The 13,843-nt window shown below is 39.9% G+C and carries 13 protein-coding genes; 1 reads left to right on the top strand and 12 read right to left on the bottom strand.

The window, feature by feature from the left end; genetic code table 11:
- Window positions 1-68: 68 nt before the first annotated feature.
- A complete protein-coding gene (locus AKG34_RS06760; RefSeq protein WP_053345382.1) occupies window positions 69-1,160 on the bottom strand; it encodes a BMP family lipoprotein in 1,092 nt (363 codons plus the stop codon).
- A gap of 161 nt (window positions 1,161-1,321) precedes the next feature.
- A complete protein-coding gene (locus tag AKG34_RS06755) occupies window positions 1,322-2,047 on the bottom strand; it encodes a GntR family transcriptional regulator (RefSeq protein ID WP_053345381.1) in 726 nt (241 codons plus the stop codon).
- Window positions 2,048-2,360: 313 nt separating this feature from the next.
- Between AKG34_RS06755 and AKG34_RS06750 the strand changes: the two genes are divergently transcribed.
- Entirely contained in the window at window positions 2,361-2,660 is a 300-nt protein-coding gene (locus AKG34_RS06750; protein ID WP_053348016.1) for a DUF6509 family protein, read from the top strand.
- Between the two features lie 33 nt (window positions 2,661-2,693).
- On the opposite strand, the gene AKG34_RS06745 is transcribed toward AKG34_RS06750, so the two are convergent.
- The 10 genes from AKG34_RS06745 to AKG34_RS06700 form a co-directional block, all read right to left on the bottom strand.
- Entirely contained in the window at window positions 2,694-5,024 is a 2,331-nt protein-coding gene (locus AKG34_RS06745; protein ID WP_053345380.1) for a DNA translocase FtsK, read from the bottom strand.
- 237 nt (window positions 5,025-5,261) lie between these two features.
- On the bottom strand, window positions 5,262-5,489 hold the full coding sequence (locus AKG34_RS06740; protein ID WP_053345379.1) for a YlzJ-like family protein: 228 nt from the start codon (window positions 5,487-5,489) through the stop codon (window positions 5,262-5,264).
- Window positions 5,486-6,232 carry a ClpP family protease gene (locus AKG34_RS06735; RefSeq protein WP_180319959.1) on the bottom strand — a complete coding sequence of 249 codons (747 nt, stop codon included), beginning with the start codon at window positions 6,230-6,232 and terminating at the stop codon, window positions 5,486-5,488. The genes AKG34_RS06740 and AKG34_RS06735 overlap by 4 nt, the downstream gene beginning before the upstream one ends.
- A 125-nt stretch (window positions 6,233-6,357) precedes the next feature.
- Window positions 6,358-8,079, bottom strand: a complete 1,722-nt coding sequence (locus tag AKG34_RS06730) for a ribonuclease J (protein ID WP_377442945.1) — start codon at window positions 8,077-8,079, stop codon at window positions 6,358-6,360.
- A 280-nt stretch (window positions 8,080-8,359) separates the two neighbouring features.
- The gene (dapA, locus tag AKG34_RS06725) at window positions 8,360-9,229 is read right to left on the bottom strand and encodes a 4-hydroxy-tetrahydrodipicolinate synthase (RefSeq protein WP_053345376.1); all 870 of its coding nucleotides are present in this window, start codon (window positions 9,227-9,229) and stop codon (window positions 8,360-8,362) included.
- A gap of 36 nt (window positions 9,230-9,265) precedes the next feature.
- The gene (dapG, locus tag AKG34_RS06720; RefSeq protein ID WP_053345375.1) at window positions 9,266-10,489 is read right to left on the bottom strand and encodes an aspartate kinase; all 1,224 of its coding nucleotides are present in this window, start codon (window positions 10,487-10,489) and stop codon (window positions 9,266-9,268) included.
- Window positions 10,490-10,587: 98 nt separating this feature from the next.
- Window positions 10,588-11,643 carry an aspartate-semialdehyde dehydrogenase gene (gene asd / locus AKG34_RS06715; protein WP_053345374.1) on the bottom strand — a complete coding sequence of 352 codons (1,056 nt, stop codon included), beginning with the start codon at window positions 11,641-11,643 and terminating at the stop codon, window positions 10,588-10,590.
- Between the two features lie 194 nt (window positions 11,644-11,837).
- Entirely contained in the window at window positions 11,838-12,440 is a 603-nt protein-coding gene (locus AKG34_RS06710) for a dipicolinate synthase subunit B (protein WP_053345373.1), read from the bottom strand.
- On the bottom strand, window positions 12,437-13,339 hold the full coding sequence (dpaA, locus tag AKG34_RS06705) for a dipicolinic acid synthetase subunit A (protein WP_053345372.1): 903 nt from the start codon (window positions 13,337-13,339) through the stop codon (window positions 12,437-12,439). The genes AKG34_RS06710 and dpaA overlap by 4 nt, the downstream gene beginning before the upstream one ends.
- A gap of 230 nt (window positions 13,340-13,569) precedes the next feature.
- Entirely contained in the window at window positions 13,570-13,839 is a 270-nt protein-coding gene (locus tag AKG34_RS06700; protein WP_053345371.1) for a YlmC/YmxH family sporulation protein, read from the bottom strand.
- Window positions 13,840-13,843: the final 4 nt, after the last annotated feature.

Below are 13,843 nucleotides of genomic sequence, written 5' to 3'. Positions count from 1 at the left end.
AGGAACTATATGTAGAAAAGAAAGAATAGAGGGCAATTATGCCTCCCTACTCTCTCTAAAATCACAGCTTATAAACCAAGTTTTTTGAATTCTTTATCCGTACCAGGAACTACGAATTCACCTGATTTAATTTTCTCTGTCCATTCTTCAACCGCTTTTAAAGATTCTTCAGTTACGTTATCTTTTGTATCAGAAATGCCTACACCATTTTCTTTGATACCGTATTCGATAACTTCTCCACCTGGGAAGTTTCCTTCTTTGGCTTTCGTAGAAAGGTCTTTAACTGCAACATCAACACGTTTTATCATAGAAGTTAAAGTAACGTTGTCGTCCGTTCCAGGAACAGCTCCTAATTTAGCTTGGTCACTGTCTACACCGATAACATAAATTTCTCTCTTAGGATCTTTTTGTTTTTGCTCGACTGCCTCAGTAAATACACCTTTTCCAGTTCCGCCAGCAGCATGATAAATGATATCAATACCTGAAGAATACATAGATCCTGCAGTAGATTTCCCGATGTCAGCTTTATTGAAATCTCCGGCATATTTAACTTCTACCTTCGCATCCGGATTTACAGATAAAACCCCAGCCTTAAAGCCAATTTCGAATTTCTTGATTAATTCAGATTCAACTCCACCGATAAAACCGACTTTGTTTGTTTTCGTTTGTAGACCGGCAATTACACCAACAAGGAATGATCCTTGCTGTTCTTTAAAATTAATGCTGGCTACATTCTTTTTATCTACAACTGTATCCACAATAGCAAATTGTGAATCTGGACGTTGGTCAGCCACTTCACCAACAGACTCGGCTAAAAGGAAACCGATACCGTAGATAAGTTTGTAATCTTCACGAACAAGCGTATTCAAGTTTTTAGCATAGTCAGCATCCGATTTAGATTGAAGATAGTTGTATCCATCTTTACCTTTTTCCAAATCATTTTCTTTACCAAATTCCTGAATTCCCTTCCAAGCTGATTGGTTGAACGATTCATCATCGACGCCGCCTGTATCGGTAACCATAGCTACTGTGAAGTTATCCTTCTTTTCTTTTCCATTTGAAGATTCTTTATCATCATTCTCTGAATTACCACATGCTCCTAAAAGCGTACCAGCAGCAAGAACAAGTGAAAGAGCTAGACCTAATTTGCGCTTTTTCAATTTTTTACCCCCTAAGATTTATAATTTTTCAGCAGGAATGTTCTGAAAAGTCATTCATGTTTGCGTTTTCACATCTCGGTAAATTTTTTTTTACATACGTTTGATCAATTTTTAAGAATCGAAACAAACGCTTGCATTCATCCGTATGTAAGAGTTTTGAACTAAACTCGCTTCCGAAGAACATGAAAACTAAACATATTGGCTTTAAAGTAGTTTACAGAATATAGGATAGGCTGGTCCCAATCATCCAGATGCATCTGCTTCAGAACAAGTAATGCGGCTTCTGACGAACATTTCAGGATAGGAGAAACTTTCTCATGATACCCGATCGGCTCAATTTCTGCTACGGCATGTGTAATTTTCCGATTCGCATCTCTTTCCAATATATCAAAAAGAGACTCATCATTACGCTCAAAATTTTCTGAAAGAATTGATTCAGGAATTTTGTCGACACAGTAGATAACCGGCTCGCCATCTGCTGTTCTTACACGTTCAATACTCACGATGCGTTCATCTGGTGAACAAGAAAACCTGCGGATATCCTCGTCTGTAGGTTCTTGAGCCGTCGAGCTTAAGAAAATCGTACCCGGCTTCATCCCTGCCTCTTCAATCATGTTCGTGACACTTTTTAATTGCTCGATACCAGAAGTAAACCGAGGTTTTGGATTGACAAAAGTTCCAACTCCATGGCGGCGAATGATAATGTTTTCTTCTTCTAAAATCCGCAGCGCTTCTCGAAGTGTCGCCCTACTCACTCCCAGTTTTTTAGCAAGATCAAATTCAGAAGGGAATTTTTCATTTTCCTGATAAACTCCTGCTTCAATATCCTGCTTCAGGTAATCAATGACCTGCAAATATAAATGTCGACTATCTGATTTAATTGACATACAGTTTCCCCCAGCTAGTTTCTTAAGACATCAGACCTCTGATGTTGAATCATTCCTACTAATCGAAAATAATATAACATTTTTTTCGATATAAATAAATAGTGTTTTACTATTTAACATAAAAGAATTTAGGATAAATTACCCTCACCTGTGCCTTTTACTCTAGTAAAGGCCGTAGAAGTTGTACGATTATTCTCCTAAATCAGATAAAATTTTTTTTTTATAAATGCAAAATGAAAATCGGTAGCTTTCTTTTCAAGATACTTTTTTCCTGTATAATAGTATTTATCTTCTTTGAAGGGATGAACACATGATGTTAAACATTACAGAATACAGCGTTGAAAAATTGAATGATCCATTTGGGATTTTATCCGGAGAGCGTTTCGAGTATTTCTTGGATATTGAAGTACCGGAAGAAGACGAGCTCTTTTCAGAGAATGGTTTATATATCCGGGTACTATTTGTTGTTGAAGAACAAGTAGGCAAGCTGATTAAATATGATATTTATGAAAAAGGGAACGACGAAGTACTCGATTTTGATTTAGAGGAAGAGGAAGAAGCAATGATTTCTGACTTCTGCTTTAAACATTTAGACGAAGCAATGATCAATTAAAAAAACCGGGCGCCTGCCCGGTTTTTTAATTACCTATGATAAATGAGCTTCATCCTGTTCATCTTTAGATAACAATACATTTCGTGGTTTGCTGCCCTCATATGGACCGACAATTCCTCTTGCTTCCATTTCATCAATTAATCTGGCAGCACGGGTATAGCCAATCCGGAAACGACGTTGCAGCATCGAGACAGATGCCGTCTGCATTTCTATAATTAAGGACACAGCATCCCCGTATAAACTATCTTCGACTTCACCGCTAGAAGTCTCTTGTATTTCGTCCGGAATCATTTCTTCATTATACTGAGCTTTCTGTTGCGAAATAACATATGTGACGACTTCCTCTACTTCATGATCGGATAAAAAGGCACCTTGGACCCGAACCGGTTTCGAAGCTCCCGCCGGCAAGAATAGCATGTCACCTCGTCCTAATAGTTTTTCGGCTCCCCCCATATCCAGAATCGTTCTTGAATCTGTCATCGATGATACACTAAAAGCAATCCGGGATGGGATGTTCGCTTTTATGACCCCTGTTATAACATCGACAGACGGCCGCTGAGTGGCAATGATTAAATGGATGCCAGCAGCCCGTGCCATTTGAGCAAGGCGTGTGATGGCATCCTCCACATCATTTGAGGCGACCATCATCAAGTCAGCCAATTCATCCACAATAACTACGATATAAGGCAGGAGTGGCTGCTTGGCATCTTCCTCAATATTATACCGATTAATATAATCGTTATAACCTTCAATATTACGAGTACCAGAATGAGAAAATAGCTCATAGCGACGTTCCATTTCACTGACCACTTTTTGCAAAGCCTGAGCAGCTTTTTTGGGATTTGTCACAACTGGGGCCAGTAAATGGGGAATTCCATTATATACATTAAGCTCCACCATTTTAGGATCAATCATCATCATCTTCACTTCATGTGGTTTTGCCCGCATTAAGATACTCGTGATAATACCGTTAATACAAACGGATTTCCCACTGCCTGTCGCTCCCGCTACAAGTAAATGCGGCATTTTATTAAGCTCCGCCTTAACCGCTTCACCCGAAATATTCCGTCCTAAACCGATTTGAAGTTTCGCATCAGGCTTGTCAACTTCTTTCGCCTCTAAAACTTCCCGTAGTGACACCATCGCCACCTCGGAGTTAGGGACTTCTATTCCAATCGCCGATTTACCGGGAATTGGTGCTTCAATACGGATATCTTTCGCTGCTAGAGCCAAGGCCAGATCATCGGAAAGACTGACAATTTTACTGACCTTGACACCCACATCCGGATGTACTTCATATTTGGTTACAGCTGGGCCTAAATGAACCTGTGTGACCCTTGCTTTAACTCCAAAGCTATGGAAAGTGCGTTCAAGCTTTGCCGCGTTTTCATGTATTAATTGATACTCCCCGCTTTGGTCTGTTTTTTTGGGCTGCAATAATAAAGAGAGTGGCGGTAAAAGATATTCTTTATTTTCTATTTCTGTAAAATTCATAGGCGGAACAGCATCATCTTGCTCCTCTGTACTTTCAACTGTAGGTGTCGCTTTAACCGGAAGTACTTCAGTTTCGTCGCCATAGGCTTTATCAGCAAAGCTTGAAATGATCCGTTCCGTTGCCATTTGCTGTGTTTCATCTTCCGTCTGAATAGCCTGAACTGTTTCTTCCACCGATTCTTTTTCACGTTTTTTCTTTTTAACTGGATTTTTTTTCTTTTCTTTTTTGTCATCATTCCATGTTTTCATATCGTCTCTGAAAGCAGACCATTGCTTTATAAAAAAGCCACCAAGACCCATGAAAAATTTACCAAGAGTTTCTCCTAACGTTTTGCCGGTCAATAACACGCCCCCTACAATGATAAAGAGGAATGAAACTATTTTTGATCCCGCTTCATCAAATAAGAAATGAGAAGCAGCAAATAAAATCGCACCGATCATTCCACCGCCAAGATCCTTGGTACTTGTCTTGCCGGTCACTTCCATCCAGAATAATTCCCATGTATTCGAAATGACGCTCGGCTTCGTAAATGGGCCTCCATCTGCAAGCATATTAAACAGAGTTACATGACTAAGTAACAGCATGCTAGCGACAAGGAAATACATTCCTATTAATTGTCGTTTCAGCAAGTAAGGGACTTCTCTTTTAATCATCAAATAGAATCCGGCAGCAATCGCTCCCAGTAAAAAGAGGATATACCATTCTCCCATAAAGAAGCGGATTAAAAAGACCGTCCCTTTTCCGACTGCCCCAAGCTTTGCAATTGCGATGACTGCCAACCCTATTAAAGTCAAGCCAATTAATTCATATTTCAGCGTAATTTTTAATTTCTCTGTACTTTTCTTTTTCCTGCGTTTCTTCTTTGCCATAACATCACCTGATTCTTCATGAAACTATTCTATCCATCCTATTCAACATCCTGTAGTGATTTCCCTTCACAAAACAAATGTTCGCTCACTAATTATACCAAATAAAAATGACCTTGTCCCTTGATACAGCTAAATTACAACTCATAATGACAATTCTTTCATATAATGAATAAAGCAGCCAAGCGGCTGCTAATTTTTTTCTTAGTATATCATAATTTACCTATATTAGCGTTTTTTCTAGCTTTTCAACTGTTCGAAAACATTGATGACGGCACCCGGCTGAATGTGAACATTCATATAATCTTCAGGGTTTGTGCTCACAATTCGATCGATACGAAACGTTCTCCCTCCGTCATGTTCAACCATCACATGAACCCCATTATATATCATTTCAATTAAATTCGCAGTCTTCTCATGATGATGAGGGAAAATGATTTCCTCAGGAACAATGGTGTAGAGTGTCATTGTAGAAGCCCCTCTTCCCCTGCTATTTTTGGCCTTCTCTCATCCATAAAGCTATTTAGTTTTCTCATGGCTTGACCGACTCCACCAACATCATCAATCATCCCAATTTCAACCGCCTCGGCACCAATCACATTCGTGCCAATATCTCGGGTTAGATTTCCTTTAGCGAACATTAGGTCTTTAAAACTTTCTTCCGTGACGTTGGAATGCCTCGTAACAAATTTAATAACTCGTTCTTGCATTTTATCCAAGTACTCAAAGGTTTGCGGCACTCCTATGACAAGACCTGTCAAACGTATAGGATGAATAGTCATAGTCGCTGTTTCAGCTATATAGGAATGGTCACAGGAAACAGCAATCGGAACACCAATAGAATGGCCCCCGCCAAGTACAATCGACACGGACGGCTTGGATAGGGATGCCAACATCTCGGCAATGGCTAGCCCCGCTTCAACGTCTCCTCCTACTGTATTTAAAATAACTAGCAGTCCCTCAATATTTGGATTTTGTTCAATTGCCACAATTTGTGGAATAACATGTTCATATTTGGTCGTTTTATTCTGAGGCGGCAGCTGCATATGTCCTTCAATTTGTCCAATGATCGTCAAACAATGGATTTTTGAGTCCTGTGATAGTTGCGGGACGTTTGTAGTTCCCAGCTGCTGGATTTTTTCAATCAAAGTCGAATTTTTACCTTCCTGCCGGCCTTCATTTTCATTTGGTAATGGTGCATTATCCACTATGCCAACCCCTTTCTCTAAAGCCTATAGCTTTATTATGTCACGAGTCTCAGACTTCATTCTTCAAGATAAAGAGGTTTCACTTAGATAAAAAAAAACCTGACAATAATTTGTCAGGTTTTTTTTACTTAATACTCCATGATTATTGGTAAAATCATTGGACGGCGTTTCGTTTTTTCATAGAAGAATTGATTTAAGGCATCACGCATTTCCTGTTTCAGAGTAGACCAATCGAAAGGTTGGCGCGATCCATTTTTCTTCACGATTTCACTTACAATCTCAGTAGCTTCCCCAATCATTTTTTCTGATTCACGTACATATACGAAACCTCGTGAAATGATTTCTGGGCCAGCTGCAATACTTTTATCTTGACGGTTCAATGTGACAACGACGATTAAAATGCCATCCTGTGATAACAAGCGACGATCACGGAGTACGATATTACCCACATCTCCAACACCGCTCCCGTCAATTAAGATATTTCCTGCAGTGACTTTGCCGGATAGGCCCATTTTGTCACCTTTTAGTTCGATGACATCACCTTTTTCAGCAATCACGATATTTTCCCGTTTTACCCCTGCAGCAATTCCTACTTTTTGATGGGCATATAAATGACGGTATTCTCCATGTACTGGGATAAGGAATTTAGGATTCATCAAGTTAATCATCATTTTCAGTTCTTCTTGACTGCCATGACCCGTTACGTGCACTTTATATTTACTAGCAGATACTACCTCTGCACCTACCCTGTAAAGTAAGTCAACGGTTTTCGATAAAATAAGTTCGCCGCCCTGTAAGGGGGATGCACTTATCAAGACTGTATCTCCCTTTTTAATCGTTACCTGCTTATGAGTCTGTTTCGCCATTTTTTGAAGCGCTGCAATAGGCTCTCCTTGATGCCCAGTCGATAATACAACGATTTCACGATCATCATACTTGTTAATTTCATTGACCGGGATAATCAGCTCTTCCTCGACCTTTAAGTATCCAAGATTTAAGGCTGTTTCATAAACACGTTGCAAGCTTTTACCCACAACCGCCACTTTCCTTCGACTAGCCGCCGCTGCATTGAAGACATGCTGAATTCGATTAATATTTGAAGCAAAGCAAGCAACAATAATTCTTCCAGAAGCTGCATGGAAGGCTTCTGTAATATCCCTTGACACAACTGCTTCAGATGGCGTATAACCCGGTCTTTCCGCTCCTGTGCTATCAGATAGCAAGCAAAGGACACCCTCTTCTCCAATACTTGCCATTTTACCGATTTCTGGTTTATAAAGATCGGTTGCAGCTTGATCAAATTTGAAATCCCCTGTATAGACGATGGCTCCTTCACGCGTATGGATTACAACTCCGACAGAATCGGGAATACTATGGTTTGTCCTGAAAAAGGACACGGCTGCTTGAGGGAAACTTAAAAGAGAATCTGAATCGATCTCAGTAAATGTTGCCCTGCCATTAAAGCCGTCTTCCTTTAATTTTGTTTTGATTAAAGCAAGTGTAAGCTTTGTACCGTAAACAGGTACCGGTAAATATTTTAATACATAAGCAAGCGCACCCATATGGTCTTCATGACCATGGGTAATGAAAATCCCCTGTACCCGTTCTTTATTATCCATCAAATAAGAAATGTCAGGAATTACCGCATCAATTCCCAACATTTCTTCTTCTGGCAGCATTAAACCTGCATCAAGAAGATAGAGGTCTTCATTTACCTCAATGACGTACATATTTTTACCAAGTTCCCCTTGTCCTCCAAGAGAAATAACTTTTATTCCATTATTTTTATCTTTACCCAATCGAATATCCTCCTTAAAAAATCGCCGTTCATAATTTCCCAATGATTTCATTATAACCGATGTTCAAAAAACATGACAACACATACCATTTTCTAAGGAATTTTTTTACTTTATTTCCTATTTTAAAAATAGTCCTGCATTTATGTAGAAGGCATCCATTCCCTCTGCTAAGGGTGAACACATGACTTTTATCCTTTTCTAATCGAAAGATAATTAAAAGTATAAACTTTTATCCTATAACTGGAAAGAAAATCATCTTTATTTTCCAAACAAATACATCTTTATGTAAAAACAAGCCAATCATAAATCGATCAGCTTGTTTAGAAACTATTTATTTTTTTAATACGGAGGCTAAAGATAGGCGCTCTTGTTCAGTCAATGGCACGATTGGCAGCCTGACTGAACCTACGTCAATTCCAAATAACTGAAGAGCTGTTTTAACTGGGGCAGGGCTAGGCGCTGCAAACAAGCTTTTAATAAGTGGTAACAGCTCCTGATGTAGCCTGGCCGCCTCGGCCGTATTCCCGCCGATAAAAGCTTCTATTATTTTTTGTAATTCATTACCGGCAATATGGGAAGCAACGGAAACTACTCCTGCTCCGCCAATCGCTAGTACTGGCAGCGTTAATGCGTCATCCCCGCTGTATAACGCAAAATCATCATCCGTTTCAGCAATGATTTGAGTCATCGCGTTTAAATCCCCGCTCGCTTCTTTTACTGCTACGATATTGGGAATTTTCGAAAGACGGATAATTGTTTCCGGTTCAATATTAACAGAAGCACGACCTGGGATGTTATATACCATTACAGGTAGCGTCGTACTTTCTGCAATTACTTTAAAATGTTGGTAAAGACCTTCTTGATTCGTTTTATTATAATACGGAGCCACAAGCATGATCGCATCTGCACCGTTTTGTTCTGCCTTTTTTGTCAACTCAATAGAAGCATACGTATTGTTGCTTCCCGTACCCATGATGACGGGTACCCGTTTTTCTACAACCTTCGAAACATGACGCAATAAGGCGATTTTTTCCTCCGAAGATAAAGTTGGAGACTCCCCAGTTGTGCCCGAAAGCACAAGTGAATCCGTTCCATTCGTTAATAAGTAATTGACCAATGAAGTCGTTTTTTGAAAATCAACATTTCCCTTGCTATCGAAAGGGGTGACCATTGCCGTTGATACTCTACCAAATATCATCATTTAACACCTCTTTAATTAATAAAACTTGTATGCTTATTATGCTTCACTTTCATGCAAATGAAATGCATAATGAAGTGAATTAACAGCTTCTACTAAATCTTCTTCTTTTACTAAAACCCAAATAGTCGTATGGCTGTCAGCAGATTGAAGAATAGCAATTTCTTTCTCAGAAAGCGCTGTGACAATCTTCGCTGCAACGCCTGGCACACCGTTGATGCCCGCACCGACTACAGAAACTTTAGCACAATTCCGCTCAATTACAGGTTCATGACCAAGCTCGGCCAAAATAGAAAGAGCAAGTTCTGTCATCTCCTCCGAAACCGTATAAACAACGCCATTTGGATAAATATTGATAAAGTCAACGGAAATGGAGGCATTGGCCATCGCTTTAAAAACTTCCGCCTGTAAATTATATTGGTCTTTTTTCGCGCGTACTTTAATTTGGGTTATTTTAGAAACGTGAGCTATTCCTGTAACTAGTCTTTCCCGTATGTCACTACCCTGGCTCCCCTTATTTACACCTGTGACAAGTGTTCCTAATCCATCACTGTATGTTGATCGGATCCTGATCGGAACTTTTGCCTGCATGGCAATTTCAACAGCACGGGGATGAATGACCTTGGCACCTTGATAAGCCATGTTACAAACTTCTGTATAAGAAACGACCGATAATGGACGAGCTTGCTCGGCAATACGTGGATCGGCAGTCATTATTCCTTCCACATCCGTAAAAATATCGACCCTTTCAGCTTGTAAAGCCGCACCTAATGCTGCAGCTGATGTGTCGCTTCCGCCACGGCCAATAGTCGTAATGTCGCCGTTTTTAGCTGCACCCTGGAACCCTGCAACAACGACAACGTCCTTCAATTCCAGTTCTTTCACGAGACGGTCACATTTCATTTCCATTATTTTGGCACTAGAATAGTCGGAATTAGTCAAAAATCCCGCCTGAGCCCCTGTATAAGCCACGGCATTAATACCATGTTCTAACAGCATGTTCGTAAATACGACAGAAGATATCGTTTCTCCTACTGACAAAAGTAAATCCTGTTCTCGTTTTGAAAGGCTGGCTTTCGCTCCATTTACTAGAGATAGTAAGGTATCTGTTGCATAGGGATCGCCTTTTCTTCCCATAGCTGAAACCACAACCACCACTTTGTAGCCTTCTTTGATTGCCTTTTCAATATGCCCTCTGGCAAATGAACGGCTTTCCTCATCACGGACAGATGTTCCTCCGTATTTCTGGACGATAATTTTCATAATCCATACACCCCAAATATAAGCCAGCTTCCCGGTTCGGGAAGCTGACAAAAACTCTCTATCATGTATTGTTCAGTTCTTTAAGAATATATAATTTCTTACTTAACTGTTACCAAACCTAATTTTAAAAGGCTTTCAGCGATTTGAACAGAGTTCCAAGCTGCTCCTTTTAATAGATTATCGGAAACCACCCATAAATGGAAGCCTTTATCTTCATCTAAATCTTTGCGAATCCGTCCAACGAATACATCATTCTTTCCGACAGATGAAGCAGGTGTTGGATAAACTTGTTGTTCCGGCTCATCTTCTAATACAATTCCAGGTGCTGTTTTCATCAAATCTTTGATTTGAGAAGCAGATATGCCTTCTTTTTCAACTTCAATATAAACAGACTCTGAATGACCTGTTACAACAGGAAGCCTTACACAAGTTGCGGCTACAGGAAGTTCTTCCATGTGCATAATTTTCTTTGTTTCATTAATCATTTTCATTTCTTCAAAAGTGAATCCATTATCCTGGAATTTATCGATTTGGGGAATGACATTAAAAGCAATTTGATAATGCTTTTCATCTCCTTTTACCGGTAAAATTTTCGGATTGATTTCTTTCTCATCAAGCAAGTCGCGAGCTTGTTCTTTTAATTCGTTTATTGCTGCAACTCCTGCACCAGAAACAGCCTGATAAGTAGAAACAACAACTTTTGATAAGCCATAAGTCTGGCGGATAGGTTCTAAAGCCACAACCATTTGGATAGTTGAACAATTCGGGTTGGCAATGATCCCATTATGCTGTTTTAAGTCTTCTTCATTTACTTCCGGTACGACAAGCGGCACATTTTCATCCATACGGAATGCGCTCGTATTGTCTACTACTATTGCTCCGCGTTTCACTGCTTCTGGTGCCAATTCCTTAGACACGCTTCCTCCAGCACTGAATAAAGCGATATCGACACCTTCAAAGCTTTCAGGTTTTGCTTCCTGCACTTCGATTTCTTCGCCCTTAAATGAAAGTTTGATTCCTGCGGAACGAGCCGATGATAAAAAGATGATTTTCTTAATCGGTAGGTCCCGTTGTTCGAGTGTTGAAATCATTTGTTGTCCTACAGCTCCAGTTGCTCCCACAACTGCAATATGCAATCCCTGTGTCTCAGTCATTTGTCAATACTCCTTTTCTATCTCTAAAAGTTAGTTGGTTGTTAGATTTACTTCTTCTTGTTCAGAATATCATTTATTTTATCACATTAACATTCCAAAGGGTCGCACTTTAACAAAATATTCTGCATCTACCGCTACAAAGTTATGCATATATCACAGTTTTTAGGAACTGGGAGCTTACTTAGAGCGCATGATCAGTTTAAATCATCCTTAAACCTTTCGACAATAACTGGTTGAATTTGTTCTCTCTCTATAGCTGCAATGATTGTATCCCGTATCATGCTCATCCTGGCAACCATGGAACTTGGTTTGCCTATGGGGTTATCCTGGCCGTAAGGAACAAAATAAATATCTTTTGCGGCCATTAGCCTCATTAAATTGACACCATTTAATCCAAGCGCATCATTTGTTGATATGGCGACCACAACAGGACGGTGATTTCTCATCGTTGCTTTTGCAGCCATAAGTACAGGCGAATCGGTAAGTGCATTAGCCATTTTACTCATTGAATTACCTGTCAAAGGAGCAATTACCATACAGTCGAGAGGTAATTTAGGTCCTAAAGGCTCTGCTTTGACGATTGTATCAACGACACGATTCCCCGTCAATTTTTCGATTCTTTCAACCCAATCCTCGCCCTTCCCGAAGCGGGTTTCCGTGTTTTGAACTGTCGATGTTACGATTGGTATTACTTCCGCCCCTTCATTTACAATCTTTTCTATTTCCGGAAACACTTCATCATATGTGCAATGCGACCCTGTTAATCCGAAACCAATCCGTTTTCCTTGGAGACTCATATTTTTTTCCCCTTCCTTTTCATGAACTCACCTTGAATCAAAAGTCCAAGTGCATTCGCTAAGATCTGACCTGCTGTTTTTGGGGCAACTATCCCCGGTAGACTCGGTGCCAAAAGTGCCTTTATTCCCCTTTTTTCAGCATAACGAAAATCCGTCCCCCCCGGTTTTGAAGCAAGGTCGATAATTAATGTATGGACGGGCATGTTTGCAATTACTTTGGCCGTAATAATCGGAAAAGGGATCGTATTGATACATATATCAACATTTTTCATTTCTGCAGCAATATCATTTAAATGAAAGGGGGTTAACGCCATTTCACAAATCCTCGCAATATCTTCGCTTTTTCTTGCTCCAACCTTTACCTTTGCTCCAAGGGCTTGGAATGACCGAGCTACACTCATACCAACCCTACCCAGTCCGAGAACAGATACATTCGAGCCATGGATTGTGAAATCCGTATGCTGAATGGCCATCATGATTGCTCCTTCAACAGTAGGAATCGAATTGTAAATAGCCACATCATCACGTTCAAATAGTAGTACGAGTTTGCGGTCCGCTTTCTTAAATATTCCATCAAGGTAATCATTACTAATCCCTGAATAAAAAATGCAATGGGCTGGGGTCTTTTTTATCATTTCTTCGCTCAAAACAACTTCTTCACTGGAAAAAATCGTTTCCACCTTACCATTTGTATCAGTACCTCGGACTGGTAAAATAACCGAATCTAATTCATTAAAATTTATATCCTCCATTTTTTCCTTAACCGCTCCTGTAAAAGCATGGTCGAGCTGTTCAAAACCTACTAATAGTAGCTTTGCATCAAGCTCTGTCAGTTTACGGACAACTTCAAGTTGACGCGCATCTCCACCAATTACAGCGATTTGCATGCCTGTGAGCATTAAAACCGTCACCTTCTTTATATAAAAGATCCTAACATCCCTCGCCTCTTGGTAAATATTCCTCAAGAAGCAATTCGGTTTTTGCTACATTCTCTAGTTACCATGCCATCTTATGTTTTTACTTAAAAAACGGTGATAAGAAAAGCAAAAACGCCTTAGCAAATGCCTGCTAAGGCGTTTATTATATTGGTGAATAGTATCAATAGTAACCATCCATGCTATAAATTGGTTTATCCGTCCATATGCTCGCCATCTTTAATGGGAAGTCCCTCCTGAAAATCGATGATGAGCATATCCGTTCCTATTTTTTTAATATGCTCCCATGGGACGCGAATTTCACTGCCATTTCTTAAGAGCCCGAACCATTTAACTGAAGGAATAATCAACGTGGTAATTTGTCCAGTTTCATCTACTTCCAAATCCGTCTGACCAAGAACTCCTAATCTCTCCGCTCTGTTCACATCAACAATTTCTTTACCACTTAATTCACTCAATCTCAATACA

Origin of the sequence: Peribacillus butanolivorans, from assembly GCF_001273755.1 — a bacterium.
Taxonomy (GTDB): domain Bacteria; phylum Bacillota; class Bacilli; order Bacillales; family DSM-1321; genus Peribacillus; species Peribacillus butanolivorans.
Note: the sequence above shows the minus strand (reverse complement) of the source record. Positions and strands in the feature narration are given on the sequence as shown.